A 17487-nucleotide genomic window follows, 5' to 3' on the forward strand; every position below is an offset into this window, starting at 1 on the left:
GGAGCGGGAAACGAGATTCGAACTCGCGACCCCGACCTTGGCAAGGTCGTGCTCTACCAACTGAGCTATTCCCGCATGTCTTAATCGACCATTTCGTTTGGTTGATGTCCTCTCGAAATGTGGGATGCATTCTACCTACCCATTCAAAACTGTCAACACAAAAAAGCGTTTAAATTGAGATAAATGCAGCTTTTTATGATCGTTTGCTATATTTTTATTCACTTTGATTAATGTACGATCAATTTCACTTAATTGCGCCGGTGCGAAGGTGTGGCCATGCCGCTTTTGTATAAACAAACATTGACCAAATTGACAGCACTGCTGAGAAATATAAAAGAATATAACCTAAAGAAACCCAATAAATAGTTACACCCATAAAAGTTTCTAAGCCCGAAAGCAGGCCAATTAAGGCTAACATTTGCGCAGTTGTTTTTGCTTTGCCTATAAAAGACACTTTTACTGCGTCTCTTACCCCATTTGAACCCATCCATTCGCGTAGCGCTGACACATAAATTTCACGTACTAAAAGTGCAATGGATGGCAAGGTGATCCATAGATTCGCATAACTATGTGTAATCATGAGCAAGGCAGCGCCTACTATGAGTTTATCTGCCACAGGGTCTAAAAAGGCACCAAAAGGCGTAGATTGCTGAAGTTTTCTTGCTAAATAGCCATCGAACCAATCGGTTATAGCGGCAAGCCAGAAAATAAAAGCACCCGCTTCATGTGCCCAACGCCAATCAAGAAAATAAACAACTACAAAAACAGGAATAAGGATTACTCGGAATAAAGTAATACAGTTTGGAACAGTCCACATAAAAAGTACGTCTCGGTGTTATGCCTTTAAGGGCGTTTTAGCGCGTTAGCTTTGAAGCTCTGCATCTTTCATTTTTGTAACACATTACCTCAATTTGTAATGTATTGCTTGTTACTCATTCATTTATTGGTGAAGATGGTCATAAATAGTATCGGCTAATTCAGCGCTAATACCTGGCACACTGGCTATCTCATCTTTACTGGCTTTTTTAAGGCCCTGCAAGCCTCCCATAAATTTAAGCAGCGTTTGTCTTCGTTTTGCACCAATGCCAGGAATACTTTCCAAACTTGAGGTGGTTTTCACTTTCTGACGTCGGTTTCGATGTCCAGTTATAGCAAAACGGTGTGACTCGTCACGAATATGCTGAATAAGGTGGAGACCGGGCGAATGGCTGTCCATTGGAAGCACTTGGTGACTGCCTGCTAAAATGAGTGTTTCTAACCCCGGCTTACGAGTAGTGCCCTTTGCCACACCTAGCAGCATAGGTTTTTTATCATGCGGCCAATCTTCAAAAAAAGCTTCTGCCTGTGCAAGTTGTCCCTTTCCGCCATCTATTAGTAGAAGATCAGGAATTTTTTGCACCTCTTTCACAGATTTATAGCGCCGCTTTAGTGCTTGAGCCATGGCTGCGTAATCATCACCTGGCGTAATGCCCTCTATATTGTAACGGCGATAGTCGCTTTTATGAGGCCCCTCTCGATTAAATACCACACACGATGCAACCGTTTGTTGACCCGACGTGTGAGAAATATCAAAACACTCCATACGCTGTATTGGCGCATCTACTTCTAGCGCCGATTCTAAATCGAGGTAACGTGCGAAGACAGATTTCTGCTGACTGTATTGTGCATCAAGTGCATTTTGTGCATTTGACTGGGCAAGCTGCAAATACTTACGCTTCTCTTCCCTTGCCCCTTTGAAGAATTGCACTTTGTGTCCAGCTTCAGTGGCAAGCACATCAGCAATGGCTTCCTCATCACTTAACGTATTACTTAACACAATTTGTTTCGGTATAACTTTGTTGCCCGCCAAATAGAATTGTAAAAAGAATGACTCGAAAACTTCTTGCTCATCTGCGGTATTGGGCACTTTAGGGAAGTAAGCCTTACTGCCCAACAGTTGCCCCTCGCGAATAAACATCACCTGAATGCACGCCATATTGCCTTTGAACGCAAAACCAAACACATCCATTTCGTCTTGGGTACCTGCAACCCATTGGCGTTCTTGTACTTTCCTTAAGGCGTTTATTTGATCGCGATACCGCGCGGCGGCTTCAAAGTTTAATGCTTCGCTGGCCTTTTCCATTTTTTCCACCAGCCCACCAATCACCTGTTGGTTTTTGCCCTTTAAAAACAAACGAGCGAAATTGACCTGCTCTTTGTATTCTTCGTCACTCACATAACCTTCAACACAGGGGGCGCTGCATCGCTGCATCTGGTATTGAAGACACGGCCTACTTCGAGCGCGATAGTAGCTATCTTCACATTGACGGACCGGGAAAATACGCTGCATAGAGCGCAAGCTTTCTCGCACTGACCATGCGCTAGGATAAGGGCCGAAGTATTCGCCTTTCTTTTTTTGTGGGCCACGATGAAAAGACAACCGTGGATGCTCGTGGTCTGACAGAAAAATAAAGGGATAAGATTTATCGTCACGCATAACCACGTTGTAACGTGGCTTGTATTTTTTGATGAAGTTGTTTTCTAGTAAGAACGCTTCGGTCTCACTGTTTACAACAGTGACGTCCATGTTCGCAATCTGGCTGACTAACGAACGGGTTTTAGCATTATCTACGTTAGTTCGAAAATAACTCGATACGCGCTTTTTTAGGTTTTTGGCTTTTCCTACGTAAATCACCTCTTCCTGGCTATTGTACATTCGGTACACACCAGGTTGAGAGGTTAGATTTTTAAGAAATGCTGCTGAATCAAATGCAGACATAATCACTTTGACGTTGTGCGTCTAGTGACGCTTAAAAGGTATTAGGATTAATTAGCTTATGACGATAGGCTAAATGCGTTAACTCTACGTCAGAATTCACGCCTAACTTTTGAAACATTCGATAACGATAGGTATTAACGGTTTTCGAGTTAATACTAAGTTCACGAGCTATATCAGGCACTTTATGGCCTTCAGTTAAACGCATAGCAATAGTAAGTTCTCTACTTGAAAGCTCGTCAAATGGATTATCCGAACTAGGTAATAATTTACCAATGGCAATACTGTTAGCCACTTCGCTATCGATATACTTTTGCCCTGCGGCCACTTTGTGAATGGCAAGTATCACTTCTTCAGGCTCTGCGTCTTTGGTCAAAAAGCCGTAAGCGCCCGCATCCATTACTTGCATAGGTATAGGGCTTTCTTTGTGCATTGAAACACAAATAACGCGTGTATTTTCAGACATGCGAACAATTTTTTTCGTCGCTTCTAGTCCACCAATACCGGGCATGTTCACGTCCATGAGTACCACATCTGGCGCATTTTTGCGGCACAATTGTACCGCGTCTTCACCATTTTTCGCCTCTGCGAGAATGGTGAAATCACTTACATCTTCCAGAATCCGGCGTATCCCTGTTCTGACCAAATCATGATCATCTGCTAGGATTATTTTTATCACTCTAGTATCTCACTGACTTCGGTTTTATATACAACAGGATCTAAAGCTGCTTAACTCTTACAAATTGTAAATATAAACAGCTTTAAACCTCAACCAAGTCATCATACCACGAGATACGCTTTCGTGAAGTGAAGATACACACTTTGTAAATAAATTATTGATATAGATTACTTTTAGCTAATTTATTTTGGCAAATCAAACCATAGTGCAATCACATCTTCTGTTGCAGTTACGTGTATGCCATCCTGCTCGAAAATGCCAACTGCATCGCCTCTACTAAGTTGCACGCTACCGTCTTCGCTTTGCACCGTAATTTCAGCATTGCCCGAAATAATATGAAGATAGCCTTTTCTCTCACGAGTTAAATGCTGCCAAGTATCATCTGCGTTCAACGTTAATCGGCCAATTGACGCATTTTGCTTGATTTGTAACGAACCATCTCTACAATCATCGCTTACCAGTAGCTCTAACTGATGGCTTTCATTACGTCCGCCAGCGTTACCACCAAACGTTTTTTGCGCATAACTTGGCAGCCCGCCTGTTTCATTAGGCACAATCCATATTTGCAAAAAATTTACGGGCTCTTCTGTTGATGGGTTAAATTCTGAATGCATGATGCCCTTGCCTGCACTCATAACTTGCACGTCACCCGCTGGCACTACATACTCATTGCCAGTACTGTCTTTATGTTTCAGTGCACCACTCACAACGTAAGATATGATCTCCATATCTCGGTGCCCGTGGGTTTCAAAGCCTCTTCCTGCTTGCACCACGTCGTCGTTTATCACACGTAGCGCAGAAAATCCCATGTGCTTCGCGTCATAGTAGTGTCCGAACGAAAAGCTGTGTTGGCTTTCTAACCAGCCCAAATTAACCTTTCCACGTTCGTCTGCTTTTCTCAAATACATCATATTGCTCTCCTAAATTTAGGTAGCCAGGCCTTTTGCTATGAACGTTGTTTCATTCACGCGTTGTTAGTGACGTTGGCAAATTTCAATGATGTCTATTTTAATTCTCTTTATTAGAAATAAAATGTCAGATATTTGAGCTTAACGTTCTATTAATTAGATTAAATAAAAAGACAAGTTTAAGGGCAAGAAACAAAACACAAGCGTTGTAACGCACTTTCAATAACTGCAGGATGGCAAGCCAAATTCAGCCTAATATGATGTGCAGCACCAAATGGCGCGCCGTCGTTTCCAATGACGCCCCGTTCTATGCACTCTTCTACGCTTTTAACGGGGGAGTATTGCTGTGAATCTAATTGTGACTGATTTGACGTGCTTTGCTTGTTAGGTTTTTCTGACAAGCGGCGTTGTGTCAGTTTATCTTTGACAGCATTTTGCAACCTTGACGTCGGAATTTGTGACGGAAACGATTGAAGATCTAACCAAAGAAAATACCCAGCATTTCCCATGGTATAAGTAGCCGTAATACCGTAGTACTCAAAAAAACGAGAAACCAGTTTTCGGTTAAAACCAAGAGCACTTTTAACGTCATCTAGCCATGTGCTGCCCTGCTCATAAGCAGCAATCAACGCCACCTTTCCTACATTACTAGCATATAAGTGCCGTGCGTTAATGGCCTCTCTAAATTTTTCCCTTGTTTGCTTGTCTTTAATAATTGCGTAAGACGCACCGGGAACACTTGCTAAATTAAACGCTTTCGACACACTGTTGATATGAATGATTCGAGGGAGAGAGTGCAAACCTGGCTGTCGTTCATCTTTTCGATTCCCGCTTAGAGCCCCAACACCAAACAGAGGAATAAGCGTTGGCTCGTTAAACGTATTAAACGCAAATTCGCTATGCACTTCATCAGTGATAAGCAAAATATTATGACGAGCGCAAAAATCAGTAATAGCAATCTGCTCTTCTGTGCTTAACACGGTTCCTGTTGGATTGTTAGGATGGCAAATAACAAACGCGGCAGCAGATTCATCTAACGCCGACATGTCGAAACGAGCATTTGATGACTCAACACTTTTTAATTGCTTTGAGGCAGAATTACTCGCGCTTTCACAAGGCACCGTTGCTTCAAACAGAGTGTGCTGTTTTAAAGGAATAAAAACCGGTATTAATGCATTATTTGTAATAGCTTCTGTTAATGGCGCATAAGTAGGAGTAAATACCATTACTTTTTGTTTCGGCCGACAAAAAGTTCTCAACGCCACGTCTACTGCACCAATAACACTGGTAACATCAACAATGTCACTGGCTTCTACTGTAAAACGACTATTCTTAGGCAAGCTTCTTTCATACCACTGAGCTACCGCATCACCAATATAAAGCGACTGATACCCGTATGTTGTACGAAGGTTGTGAGTGATGACACTTAATATGTGTTCGCAAGGCGGAATATCTATATCCGCAATCCACATCGCAATGGGGTTTTGCTCATGCTTTACCACTGTTGCTTGGCTAGACGAAGCCCCTTGAAAGCGACGAAAAATTGCAGAGTATTTCAAACGGGTTTGATCAAGCTTTAGGCAAGACGGGGCCTGCCATACATTCTTGTATGGCATAAATTCACTTTGAAGCGACGAAAACAGAGGAAGTTGATTTTCACTTAAACTCACTCTTTCTTTCCTTATTTTTCCTCAACGCTTTCTCTGACCATTTATTTACGACGATACAAATATTGACATTTGCCTTTAGTTGCACAAGAAAAGTACCACCTTGTATAGTTCAAGGTGTACTTCATGTAAGTTGCTAATCTAACTTTTCAAAAACATTAAACTCAGACAGAGTATGCTGATATTTGCGTTTTGTTTCGCGAATAACAAAAGGTATTTCTGTAGGATTACCTACCCGATTGAAACTATCGCCTAAGGCAGCTTCTAATGCTTGGGTAGAGCTTAACGTTTCGCCATTTTCATCTTTGTAGCCACCCAGCCATTCGCTTCTGTCGGTATACTCCTCAAGCCAAGTAAATGGGCTCGCTACAACTAAAAGGCCTCCCTTATTTAAACGCTTTGCCATATCGTTTAATACTTTTCGAGGGCTGTATACACGGTCAATTAAATTACCCATAAAGATGAGGTCATACCCCGTAAACTGCGGCTTTAAGTTACACGCATCTCCTTGTGCAAACGCCACTTTCTCAGCGCTATTTTCTAAGCCCAGAGCAGACAGCTTTCGCGCTTTAAATGAGGTTAATTCACCCTCTTCAATAAGGTTATAGCGTATTTCACCGCGCTCCTGCATATCAAATGCGGTTTTGATAAAGCGTGCAGAAAAGTCGATACCATCTACATGATCAAAGTGTTTTGCTAATTCAAAAGTTGAACGGCCAACTGCGCACCCTAAATCCAGCGCTTTGGTATGGTTACGCCCTTGCATAGCGTCAATACAGAACTGCGCACTGGCTTTAGCAAAATTGGGCACATTGTAGTATTCATCGCCGTAGTGAAATTCACTGTATTGTGAAACTTGTGTATCACTTTCATAATCAAAATCGTTCACAGCAATTACTCGCTTTCCTTGTACGTATCTAAACCCAGCATGTTGAAAAAAGTGTCGTCTAAACGCATAGCGACTATCTTTCATTGCTTCGTTACCCGTTGAAATCCAGCTTCCGCCTTTAATTAAGTTGTGCTTATTATCGAACGTTGGCGTGGTAAAGTCGTCATAAAGCGGGTGAACCTTAAACCCTTCAAAAGGGTAAATGGGTGTTTCGGTCCACTGCCATACATTCCCCACCACATCGAAAAACTCGCCCGATTGGTTAGCGGTAACAGGCTCACTAGAGGCAAACTTTTGAAGTGCTATATTAAATCCGCTGGCATAAACGGTTTGTGTAACACCTGCTTGCTGGCGAATAGCCAACCATTCGTTTTCGGTGGGAAGACGAATAAGCTCGCCTGTTTTTTCACTTTTGTAATTACAAAAGGCTTTGGCTTCATGGTAATTAACATCAACAGGCCAATCTAGTGGCAGTGGATGCTCTTCAAGCATACTACGGTATGCATAGTCGTCGGCCTTCTTAATCCAAAAAACGGGATGCTGCGTTTTCGTGTATTCGCGCCACTTGTTTCCTTCAGCTTCCCAATACTTTGCATTTTTATAGCCGCCATCCTTAACAAAAGAGAGAAATTCCCCATTGCTTACAAGAAAGGAAGACGCACTAAAATCACTTACTGTATCTTTTTGATAACCATACTCGTTATCCCAACCGTAGTAGTCGCTATCCCACTTCTTGTCGTGAACCACTTCTTGTGCTGGCACACGAATAAGCGAATTAGCCTGTAGTTTATCAAAGTGCTTCACCATAGATTGGCAAGCAGGCCATTCTGCACTGGGCCTTACAGAAGAAATGGGCAACTGCCTAATCAACACAGACGATGTTTCCAAATGAATGCGCTCGTGCTCTATCCCCATCACTACGGGCCACATTGGGCTTTCCCAATCAACAGGCATAGTGAATGACATTGTATCTATCAAATCACAAACTAGGGTGCGCACCTGATTGCGATAATGGCGCACAGCCTCTACTTCAGGCCAGTCGTAATTCGCATCATTTAAGTCATCCCAACTCATCTCATCTACACCAATGGCAAAGAGCGACTCAAATTTCGGGTTAATACGCTCGTTTATGGCTTTAGACAATACCAGCTTGTTTATGAAGAAGGTGGCCGTGTGACCAAAATAAAAAATAAGAGGATGGCGAAGTTTTTCTGGGCGCTGATAAAAGACCTCGTCAGTCGCCAGACAAGAAAATAGAGACTCATAAGTATCAAAAGAATCCAGGAAATAAGCCTTTATCTCCTGCCTTTTTTGGTCAACGGTTCCTTCCCTTAAATTAAGTGTGGGCATTGCCTGCATAATGTCCTCTCGAATTCTTGTTATTACTACCAACTGCGTAGGACCAGCGCTGCGCGTGCAAACGCAAACACCCTTTAATGCCGTAATGAATTCAGTTGATCGTTCACCCTGTTAGTTGTATCAAGCTTTTATGAAGAAAGCGCGACACTTCAGGGCTTGTATGGAATATTCAGTATTTACAAGATACAGACAGGATGAGATCAGAAAATCTTTCGGCGTACTTAAGATGATATTTAACATTCCCTTTTTCATTTCAACTCCCTCTTATGAAACGTTCGACAATAATTGCTAGTGTCTTTTAACGTTAAACTACGCGTTTTGCTGAACTTGTTCAACCTCTGGTAATAAACGGTTGTAGCATTGCCTTGCGCATAGCGGTAGTCGAAACGGAGCAAACGTATTTCGCAGGTGGATTTTAACTAAGATGAGCATGACGGAAATATTGTAGGCATAAAAAAACCCGCAACAATGTGCGGGTTTTCGTAATGTGGCGGAGAGTGAGGGATTCGAACCCCCGGTGGGTGTGACCCCACGTCTGATTTCAAGTCAGGTGCATTAAACCGGGCTCTGCCAACTCTCCTGAAGTGACGCTTATCTTAATGATTTAATTGCCGCTGTAAAGCACTAATTTCAATTAAATCAATCAACTGGTGAAATATTCATCTTTTCGCAAGCGCTATAATTATGTTTGCTTAAAATAAAATCAATTTTCGCGTTATTCGGGTTATCTTTAGTTCAAGTAAAGATAACCCAGTAAGTAATGCGATTTCGGTCGGCTTTTTCTAGATATGACGAAATGTTTTATTTAAGCCATAAAAAAACCCGCAACAATGTGCGTGTTTTCGTAATGTGGCGGAGAGTGAGGGATTCGAACCCCCGGTGGGTTTGACCCCACGTCTGATTTCAAGTCAGGTGCATTAAACCGGGCTCTGCCAACTCTCCTGAAGTGCTGCGTATCTTAATGATTTAACCAAGACTGTAAAGCACTAATTTACACTTTCACGTTTAACCGACTAATAGATAAACAAAGTGTTTAAAATTTGAATGTTAATGTGTAGGTTTGCTTATCTGGAAGTAACCGATCGCACTTTGATTTCGGTGTTTTTTAAACAAACTTAGGAATGTAGAAAAAGCCTGTACTTTAATCGTAGTAAATATTGAGTAAAGTACAGGCCCCTTCTACTAATGCAATTTCCATGTAGCGTTTATTTTGTTTCTGGCGAAAGCTTTTCACTAATTAGTGTATCTACCGAAAGCTTACCTCCACCTTGAATAGCCAGTGCACTCGTTGCCGCAAGCAGTGTTAAAGCAAACTCATAACCGTTGTTACTCATAAACAGTCCATTTGCTGCATGCACACTAAAGATAGCGATTACCATAGTGAAAGCACTGACAAGAGCGGCTGGACGCGTAAGTAAGCCAAGTATTAGTGCAATACCTCCGAAGAACTCTGCACTTCCCGCTAGCAATGCCATTAGGAAGCCAGGTGCTAATCCAATACTTTCCATCCATTGTCCTGTGCCTTCTAAACCGTATCCACCAAACCACCCGAAGAGCTTTTGTGCGCCATGAGCAGCTAAGATAATACCTACTGGCACGCGCAGAACTAAGCTTGAAAGGCTACGGTTTGAAGTAAAGATGTTTTTTAAAAATTGATTGTTCATTGTCATATCCTCTAAATATTTACATTAAAACGATTCGCGCCTGAGCTACGTTTTGCTCTACATCGTTAGCGCTAACCTGATGGATATAGAATAGTTACCAACAAGCATTGAATAAAGACGGAATTTATTGAATGATTAACAACATAATGTTGTTAATTAATTAGAGAGCTTGCTCAAAATGGACAGACTAACGTTGTTAAAAACCTTTATTGTTGTTGCCAATGAAGGAAGCTTTACAAAAGCTGCAGATAAATTAGATACGTCAAATCAGCTGGTAAGTAAATACGTAGCGGAATTGGAAAGGCAGTTAGACACGCGGTTATTCAATCGTACAACGCGAAAAATTCATTTAACCGAGGCAGGGCAACAGTGTTTACAACACGCAAACCATATTATTGAAAGCATCAACGACATGGAAAGCCAGCTTGGTCTTTTTAATACCGAGGCTAAAGGCGTTCTTCACGTAAGCGCGCCTGTCTCTTTTTCTACGCTGCACTTAGCAGATGCGATAGGCGCATTCCAACAAGCACACCCGCAGGTGTCGATCAATTTGCAGCTTAACGACAGAAAAATTGATGTTATTGATGAAGGGTTTGATGTGGCAATACGTGCGGGACACCTTGCAAACAGCACACTGGTGGCAAAAAAAATAACCACAATAAACTTAGCGCTTTTTGCGTCTCCGACATATTTAAAAAAATATGGTACGCCAAGCCGCCCTAGCGAACTTAACCCTGAGCACTATCTTGAATACTCATATATAAATTACGACGGTGACAAATCAGAACTTGTTTGTGCGCTCAAAGCGAACGCACAAAAAAGAACACCAAAACTCACGGCTAATAACGGAGAGGTACTCACTAATGTGGCAAAGCAAGGAGAAGGATATGTTTTACAACCTACTTTTATTGCTGGCGAAGCGCTTAAAAAAGGAGAGCTGGTTTCTTTTCTCGATGAATACCTACCTCAACCCATAACGTTATACGCTGTGTATCCTCACCGTAAGCTTATATCTAGCAAACTAAGAGTCTTTATCGACTTTTTATCTGAATATTTTGAAGGCACACCCCGTTGGGATAGGTAGTAATACGAGAAAGGGCCTAAAGTAAACGCTTTACGCCCACACCTAATGAACCCTTATAAGTAACCCGTGCTAAACAATAAGCACCAAGTTCCTGCTGATGTTGCTATTTGCTCATACATTGCCAGCGCTTTAGCTATACCCTAAATGCTTCCATAATAGCGGGCACACCCGGGAACATCCCAATTAGCGCCATTACTGTGCACAATACTAAAAACGTGATACCAGGAATTAGCCAGCGCCCTGCCTTACCTAGCTCTCCTGCTCTATCTTTACAACCCACTAAGCCCAAGTTATCTAACAGCATGGTAAACGACCAACCAAATACTGGATTAACCAGTACCGATGAAATCACAACTAATGCGATAGCCCTAGCGGCGCAGCAAACGCCCCCACTACGGCGGCAACCATAACAATTTTTCCTATGGTAGCAGCCATTCCAGGCACAAAGTCTTCCCACTCAATGCGGTAATCTTTTCCCGGCATATTAATACGCCAGCGTTTAGGTGAGAGTATTTGTAGCTCGTGATTTAAATAGTCTTCTCGAGTTTTGAAACTAGAGCTTGGCTTGTGGAGATTTTGATAAGAGGCACTTTCTTGTGACACATAACACCTTTAGATTACGCGAAGAAGACGCAAGCCTAAACATGAGAACGGAATGTAACAATGCGACTGTGGTCTTATACTCAGGTAGGAATTGAACAAAAGGCATAAAAAAACCCGCAACAATGTGCGGGTTTTCGTAATATGGCGGAGAGTGAGGGATTCGAACCCCCGGTGGGTTTGACCCCACGTCTGATTTCAAGTCAGGTGCATTAAACCGGGCTCTGCCAACTCTCCTGAAGTGCTGCGTATCTTAATGATATTTTGATAACTGTAAAGCGAAAAATTAAAAAAGTTGTTTAAGTGTCGAGAATTCAAACAAATACGTGATTTTCGGCGTATCAACGATGTTTTTATATCCACCTGACATCATTTTCATTTGAAACTACTTGAAAATGGGAACTAAAAGCCATACAACATACACTAAATAATTGTGTACCATTTTGGTCATATTATAAGTCCTATTGGAGGAAACAATGGATCAACGTTCGATGTATTCAAGTGCATCTCAACCATCGGTATTGCAGACGAACAAGGTTCTACGCAACACCTACATGCTGCTTGCGATGACACTAGCGTTTAGTGCAGTTTGTGCTGGTATAGCAATGGCAGTAGGCATTTCTCCTATGATGTCTCTTGTTATGACTATCGGCGCTTTTATCACGCTGTTTGTCGTTCAGAAAAAAGCAGATTCAGCATCAGGCATTTACTGGGTATTTGCTTTCACCGGCTTGCTGGGAGCCTCTTTAGGTTACACGCTTAATTTTTACTTAGGCGTTGCTGGCCCAGGGTTGATAATGGAAGCACTAGGCGCAACTGCGCTTGTATTCTTCGCGTTGTCTGGCTATGCCCTAACCACTAAGAAAGACTTCTCGTTTATGGGCGGTTTCCTAGTAGTGGGTTTGGTTGTTGTTTTAGTAGCGGCTATTGCAAACATCTTCTTTGCTGTACCTGCGGTAAGCCTAGCAATCAGCGCTGCGATTGTGTTCATCATGTCAGGTTTTATCCTGTTTGACACAAGCCGTATTATTCACGGTGGTGAAACAAACTACATTCGCGCCACAGTTTCGCTATACTTGAACATATACAACTTGTTCACGTCTATCCTTCACCTACTAGGTGCATTCGGTGGCGACGATTAATTTAGCGTTTAAGGTTTAAGAAGAAACACCCCTTAACCGGGGTGTTTTTATTTGTATGGCAGAATATTCAATCCTTATCACATCTTCACCTTTTCAAGGTGATTCAGCGTTACGCGCCCTATCCTTCGTGCAGGCTGCAATCGAAAACGGTGATACAGTAAACAACGTTTTCTTTTACAGCGAAGGTGTGCACCACACTAACAGTTTGATGCTTCATACAGGCGATGAACTGTTTGCGTATGACGCTTGGAAAGCGCTCGCCGTTAGTCATAATGTTAAACTGTTAGTCTGCATTACTGCCGCCGTGAAGCGCGGTATTGTGAGTGAACTAGAAGCGAAGGAGAATGGTTTAGCCCATGCCAACTTAGCGCCCCCCTTTGAACAAGCAGGGTTGGGTGAGTTTTTTACTGCGCTTCACGATTGTAACAGACTGGTACAATTTTAATGGCTACCTTATTAATAAGATTTACCCACGCCCCCTACGCAAATGCCAAAGGCCAAGACGGTTTAGACTTTGCGCTTGCTGCAACTAACTATGGTCACGACATTAAAGTGCTGTTCGAAAACGAAGGCGTTCTGCAATTGGTAAAGGCAGCTTCAACTAAAGGTTTGAAGAACCACACAAAACGTTTAGCCAGTATGCCGTTTTTTGATATTGAGGATTGCTTTGTGTGCCAAGACAGTGCGGACGCTCATAATTTAGAAGGTACACTTAACAACATAAAGGTTGCTGAAGAACTGGCGTGTCAGTGGGTGAATGCAAAGGAAAAAGTAGCGCTATTAGCCAGCGCTGATCATGTGGTGAGTTTTTAATGCTTATCAATATAACATCGTCAAACCTAAGCCATGCTGATAAAGCGTTTCTAACTGCGGCGTTTGAACAGTCTGATAGCACATATGCCGTATACGCGGTGTGCACTGGAGATGGCGTTTACGCTCCAGCACTTAACCCTGACCTTTTTGTTACACTTGCTCGGCTAGCAAAACCCAAAACAACATTACGCGTGGCCGTTGTAGACGGCGATGCTGCATCAAGGGGCGCTCGGCTACCTGAACACATTACATCAATAACTTTGAACGAATTTGCTGCGCTGTCAGCGAATTGCACGCAGTGGGTAACGCTTTAATGACACAAGAAACATACAGCTTCACTTACAACGGACAAGAAATCCCGACTGATAAAGCTGGCTATCTACTCGACTACACCCTTTGGGAAGAAGGCATGGTCGAATTGCTCGCTCAAGAAGAAAATATAGAACTTACCGAAGCGCATTGGGAAGTGGTTCGATTTGTACGAGCATTTTACGAAGAATACGAAACTAGCCCAGCTATTCGCGCTTTGGTAAAAGCAATGGCAAATAAATTCGGGCCAGAAAAAGGTAACAGTCGCTACCTACAACGACTTTTTAAGAAAGGCCCAGCTAAACAAGCAACCAAGCTTGCGGGCTTGCCGAAACCGGCTAAGTGTCTTTAAGCATTTAGCGATGCACCATTAATCACGTTTTCTGGTGTCAATATTGCAGCCACTTTCTCACATACGCGCTGAAGCGAAGTTTTACGCCCACTTTTCGTGTAAATAATGAAATCTCTTCGGTAAGCGTGAAAGTTTTACATACATGGGAACAGGAGGCTGTATGACAGTTCAACGAAACTACGTGTTAGTTGCAAACCACGATGAAGCTGTGGCATACACATATGCTAATCACGGGTCAGAACTTGATGAAGTCAATACGTGGAACAACGAGTTTAGCGACGCACGAGATCAAGACATTTACACCGACAGACCAGGCCGACAGTCTGCACCAGCAACACAGGTGCAAGGTGTTGATAGTATGAACCGAAAGGATGCTGCAGAGCTAGAGGACGAGCGCTTTGCTCACGATATCGCAGACTGGTTCGATGACCAGCGAAAGAAAGGTGTTGTCGCTTCAATTGACATTATTAGTGGCCCGGGCTTTCTCGGTAAGCTTAGAAATGTGATGACATCTCAATGTGCCGATCTGATTGACAAAGAAGTTAATAAAAACGTTTTGGGTTCGGATAAAGAAACGCTTTTAGGTTATCTTAAGTAGTACAGCGTTCTCTATAAGCGTTATAACCAGCCTAATCTATCTTTGAAGCGCAGCATTCACTTGAGCTGCGCTTTTTGTTGGGCAACCTCTACGTTTATACGCACTTGGCCATCACCTTGCTTTTAAGATGGCCGGTGCACCCATACTTTGTGCATTTTTAAATGTCTTCACTTGCGTAACTTCAAGGTCAGTATAAAGCTGCGGATTTTCCAACATATAGGCTACCTCTGGGTTAAGGCTTCCTTGTGTGTCAGTTGAAAGCCATACGTCAATCGCGTGTTTATTGTGAGGTAGAAAGCACGGTATAGACTTTTCGTGGTATTGGCTAAAACCTTCAATGGGTGGCCGCGTAACGACGGCACATGAATACTTTCCGTTGCTGAATCGACGGTACACTGCACCAATTAAAAGGGCTCCCGTTACCGGTTTCATGAGGTAATGCGCCTTACCCTTGCCTACCGGATTCGATTCCCCAACCGCGGTTGCAATAACAATGGCTCTTCTTTGGTGAATGAATTTCTTCCAGTAAGGGCTATCAAGGTTTCGTGCATTAAACGTGGTTCTGTCACCAATTCTAAGGGATTCACCCTCGGGCTTCGCATCGAACCACCATGTCGCATCCACGGTTTCTTTGCTGGAAATGATTAAATTAGATATTTGCCGTTCAGGCGCTCTGCCAAAGGCTGGATAAAAGTTAAGCACATTGCTGTGCGAAGACTCTTGCACGAAAAGGTCGATAGTTTGAGTAAGCCCTACCTCTTCTAACAGGGCAATGACATCAGGTGAGTCGGTTATACGTTGAATAAAGCCACAAATGATGAGTCTCCTCAACACTTTGGAAAATTAAAAAACAAATCCGGTACTTCGCAGCACCGGATCCTACTTACTTATTGCATAGCGCGTTAACAAACAGCGACACACTTTTTCATGTGTGCCAGTAAACTGCTTTTATGCGCTAGCTTTAATGATTTCTTGGCCAGCCATATAAGGCACCAGCGCTTTTGGAATAGTTACACTACCATCAGCTTGCTGATTATTTTCTAGAATGGCAACAAGCGTGCGTCCGACTGCCAAACCCGAACCGTTCAGAGTGTGAAGCAATTCTGGCTTATTGGTTTCTGGGCTGCGGAATCTTGCTTGCATACGTCTAGCTTGGAAATCCAACATGTTTGAACATGAAGAAATTTCGCGGTACGTGTTTTGCGCAGGAAGCCACACTTCAAGGTCATACGTTTTACATGCACCAAAGCCCATATCGCCCGTACAAAGCAGTACTTTACGGTACGGTAACTCTAGCTTTTGCAGAATAACTTCAGCGTGGCCTGTTAGCGCTTCTAGCGCATCAAAACTATCTTCCGGCTTTACTAGCTGTACAAGTTCAATTTTATCGAACTGATGCTGACGAATAAGACCACGTGTATCACGACCGTAAGACCCCGCTTCTGAACGGAAACACGGTGTATGCGCCGTCATTTTCACTGGCAACGTTTTCGCATCTAAGATTTCATCACGCGCAATATTCGTTAGCGGCACTTCTGCCGTTGGAATAAGGCTAAGCCCTTGACCTTCTTCGGTTGCTGGCTGAGTGTGAAACAAATCTTCACCGAACTTAGGTAATTGTCCTGTTCCGTACAAGCTATCTGCATTCACCAAATAAGGCACATACATTTCCTGATACCCATGCTCTTGAGTATGAGTATCAAGCATAAACTGAGCAATAGCACGATTGAGGCGCGCAATATCGCCGCGCATCACTACAAAGCGGCTTCCGGTAAGCTTACTTGCCGTGGCAAAATCCAGACCGTTGTTAAGGCCTTCTGCTAAATCGACGTGATCTTTAACGTCAAAGTCAAAAGTGCGCGGCTCACCCCAACGAGAAATCTCGACGTTGTCGTCCTCGTCTTTGCCTTCTGGAACAGATTCGTGAGGGAGATTCGGAATGCCCTGAGTAAGAATATTAATTTCTTCTAACAGTTCGCTAAGCTCTGCTTTAGCGGCATCAAGCTCATCGCCAAGCTTACCCACTTCAGCAAGTAAAGGCGCAATGTCTTGACCCTGTGCTTTTGCTTTACCAATGGATTTACTTCGTACGTTACGCTCGTTTTGCAGATCCTGTGTTCTGGACTGAAGTGTTTTTCTTTTTTCTTCAAGCGAACTAAAAGCTGCTACATCGAGGTTAAAACCACGGGCAGCCAATCGCTTAGCTGTTTGTTCTATATCGCTTCGCAAACACTTTGGATCTAACATGTGTTTCTAATTATCCTTTCATTAGTTCAATTGCCAGCCAACCCGCTAATAAACAGGCGCCAACATTAAGAAGTACATTTGCTGCAGCTTTATGCCACAGCCCATTTTCTAGCAAAGTTAACGTTTCAACAGAAAATGTTGAAAATGTGGTAAAAGCACCTAACAGCCCAACACCGATGAGCGCACGGTAGGGAGAATCGCTCAGCTCGTTACGCTCAATAAAGCCGTAAAGCAATGCGAGAGCAAACGACCCAACCACATTCACCGTTAGTGTACCAAACGGCATGTGTTTTCCAAATAAGGAATCGACACTTGTGGTAACAAAATAGCGTAAACAAGCGCCAGTCGCACCGCCTGCGGCAATAAAACAATATAAAGCTAACCCTTGAGGCACGAAAAACTCCCTAGCGCGTTCTTTTTG

The 17487-nt window shown here is 43.0% G+C and carries 18 protein-coding genes, 4 tRNA genes and 1 pseudogene; 7 read left to right on the plus strand and 16 right to left on the minus strand.

The annotated features are described in order from the left end of the window. Positions 1 to 2: 2 nt before the first annotated feature. From ACHUFN_RS17990 to ACHUFN_RS18035, 10 genes are all read right to left on the minus strand, one after another. A tRNA-Gly gene (locus tag ACHUFN_RS17990) sits at positions 3 to 75 on the minus strand. Positions 76 to 244: 169 nt separating this feature from the next. Then, positions 245 to 817: a CDP-diacylglycerol--glycerol-3-phosphate 3-phosphatidyltransferase gene (gene pgsA / locus ACHUFN_RS17995; RefSeq protein ID WP_394224049.1), complete on the minus strand. Its 573-nt coding sequence runs from the start codon at positions 815 to 817 to the stop codon at positions 245 to 247. 123 nt (positions 818 to 940) lie between these two features. Beyond that, positions 941 to 2758, minus strand: a complete 1818-nt coding sequence (gene uvrC, locus ACHUFN_RS18000; protein WP_394224051.1) for an excinuclease ABC subunit UvrC — start codon at positions 2756 to 2758, stop codon at positions 941 to 943. A gap of 31 nt (positions 2759 to 2789) precedes the next feature. Further along, entirely contained in the window at positions 2790 to 3434 is a 645-nt protein-coding gene (gene uvrY, locus ACHUFN_RS18005; RefSeq protein ID WP_394224053.1) for a UvrY/SirA/GacA family response regulator transcription factor, read from the minus strand. A 182-nt stretch (positions 3435 to 3616) separates the two neighbouring features. After that, positions 3617 to 4345: a pirin family protein gene (locus tag ACHUFN_RS18010; RefSeq protein ID WP_394224055.1), complete on the minus strand. Its 729-nt coding sequence runs from the start codon at positions 4343 to 4345 to the stop codon at positions 3617 to 3619. Positions 4346 to 4521: 176 nt separating this feature from the next. Then, on the minus strand, positions 4522 to 5958 hold the full coding sequence (locus tag ACHUFN_RS18015) for an aminotransferase class I/II-fold pyridoxal phosphate-dependent enzyme (RefSeq protein WP_394224178.1): 1437 nt from the start codon (positions 5956 to 5958) through the stop codon (positions 4522 to 4524). Between the two features lie 187 nt (positions 5959 to 6145). Further along, positions 6146 to 8257, minus strand: a complete 2112-nt coding sequence (gene ovoA, locus ACHUFN_RS18020; RefSeq protein WP_394224057.1) for a 5-histidylcysteine sulfoxide synthase — start codon at positions 8255 to 8257, stop codon at positions 6146 to 6148. A gap of 488 nt (positions 8258 to 8745) precedes the next feature. Then, positions 8746 to 8837: transfer RNA gene (locus ACHUFN_RS18025), tRNA-Ser, on the minus strand. A 270-nt stretch (positions 8838 to 9107) separates the two neighbouring features. Then, positions 9108 to 9199, minus strand: a tRNA-Ser gene (locus ACHUFN_RS18030). 263 nt (positions 9200 to 9462) lie between these two features. Then, positions 9463 to 9921, minus strand: coding sequence for a DoxX family protein (locus ACHUFN_RS18035; RefSeq protein ID WP_394224059.1), 459 nt, complete (start codon positions 9919 to 9921; stop codon positions 9463 to 9465). Positions 9922 to 10099: 178 nt separating this feature from the next. On the opposite strand from ACHUFN_RS18035, the gene ACHUFN_RS18040 reads away from it, so the two are divergent. Next, positions 10100 to 11005, plus strand: coding sequence for a LysR family transcriptional regulator (locus tag ACHUFN_RS18040; RefSeq protein WP_394224061.1), 906 nt, complete (start codon positions 10100 to 10102; stop codon positions 11003 to 11005). 133 nt (positions 11006 to 11138) lie between these two features. On the opposite strand, the gene ACHUFN_RS18045 is transcribed toward ACHUFN_RS18040, so the two are convergent. The 3 genes and pseudogenes from ACHUFN_RS18045 to ACHUFN_RS18055 form a co-directional block, all read right to left on the minus strand. Then, the gene (locus ACHUFN_RS18045; protein WP_394224063.1) at positions 11139 to 11357 is read right to left on the minus strand and encodes a DUF3360 family protein; all 219 of its coding nucleotides are present in this window, start codon (positions 11355 to 11357) and stop codon (positions 11139 to 11141) included. A gap of 8 nt (positions 11358 to 11365) precedes the next feature. Further along, positions 11366 to 11608: pseudogene (locus ACHUFN_RS18050) on the minus strand (DUF3360 family protein); the annotation flags it as partial. A 142-nt stretch (positions 11609 to 11750) separates the two neighbouring features. Then, positions 11751 to 11842 (minus strand) — tRNA-Ser (locus ACHUFN_RS18055). Between the two features lie 239 nt (positions 11843 to 12081). On the opposite strand from ACHUFN_RS18055, the gene ACHUFN_RS18060 reads away from it, so the two are divergent. The 6 genes from ACHUFN_RS18060 (at position 12082) to ACHUFN_RS18085 (ending at position 14819) form a co-directional block, all read left to right on the plus strand. Continuing rightward, positions 12082 to 12747, plus strand: coding sequence for a Bax inhibitor-1/YccA family protein (locus ACHUFN_RS18060; protein WP_394224065.1), 666 nt, complete (start codon positions 12082 to 12084; stop codon positions 12745 to 12747). 55 nt (positions 12748 to 12802) lie between these two features. Further along, complete coding sequence (gene tusD, locus ACHUFN_RS18065) at positions 12803 to 13192, plus strand: sulfurtransferase complex subunit TusD (protein ID WP_394224067.1); 390 nt, start codon at positions 12803 to 12805, stop codon at positions 13190 to 13192. Continuing rightward, positions 13192 to 13560 carry a DsrE family protein gene (locus ACHUFN_RS18070; RefSeq protein WP_394224069.1) on the plus strand — a complete coding sequence of 123 codons (369 nt, stop codon included), beginning with the start codon at positions 13192 to 13194 and terminating at the stop codon, positions 13558 to 13560. The genes tusD and ACHUFN_RS18070 overlap by 1 nt, the downstream gene beginning before the upstream one ends. After that, a complete protein-coding gene (locus ACHUFN_RS18075) occupies positions 13560 to 13874 on the plus strand; it encodes a hypothetical protein (RefSeq protein WP_394224071.1) in 315 nt (104 codons plus the stop codon). Before ACHUFN_RS18070 ends, ACHUFN_RS18075 begins: the two co-directional genes overlap by 1 nt. Further along, positions 13874 to 14221, plus strand: coding sequence for a TusE/DsrC/DsvC family sulfur relay protein (locus ACHUFN_RS18080; RefSeq protein ID WP_394224073.1), 348 nt, complete (start codon positions 13874 to 13876; stop codon positions 14219 to 14221). Before ACHUFN_RS18075 ends, ACHUFN_RS18080 begins: the two co-directional genes overlap by 1 nt. Before the next feature lie 160 nt (positions 14222 to 14381). Next, positions 14382 to 14819, plus strand: coding sequence for a host attachment protein (locus ACHUFN_RS18085; protein ID WP_394224075.1), 438 nt, complete (start codon positions 14382 to 14384; stop codon positions 14817 to 14819). 111 nt (positions 14820 to 14930) lie between these two features. Here ACHUFN_RS18085 and ACHUFN_RS18090 read toward each other — a convergent pair whose 3' ends face one another. From ACHUFN_RS18090 to crcB, 3 genes are all read right to left on the minus strand, one after another. After that, complete coding sequence (locus tag ACHUFN_RS18090) at positions 14931 to 15635, minus strand: SOS response-associated peptidase family protein (protein ID WP_394224179.1); 705 nt, start codon at positions 15633 to 15635, stop codon at positions 14931 to 14933. A 132-nt stretch (positions 15636 to 15767) separates the two neighbouring features. Further along, entirely contained in the window at positions 15768 to 17066 is a 1299-nt protein-coding gene (serS, locus tag ACHUFN_RS18095; protein WP_394224077.1) for a serine--tRNA ligase, read from the minus strand. Positions 17067 to 17076: 10 nt separating this feature from the next. Then, positions 17077 to 17460, minus strand: a complete 384-nt coding sequence (gene crcB / locus ACHUFN_RS18100; protein ID WP_394224079.1) for a fluoride efflux transporter CrcB — start codon at positions 17458 to 17460, stop codon at positions 17077 to 17079. Between the last annotated feature and the right edge of the window lie 27 nt (positions 17461 to 17487).

Origin of the sequence: Alteromonas gracilis, from assembly GCF_043642145.1 — a bacterium.
GTDB classification, from domain to species: Bacteria; Pseudomonadota; Gammaproteobacteria; order Enterobacterales; family Alteromonadaceae; genus Alteromonas; species Alteromonas gracilis_B.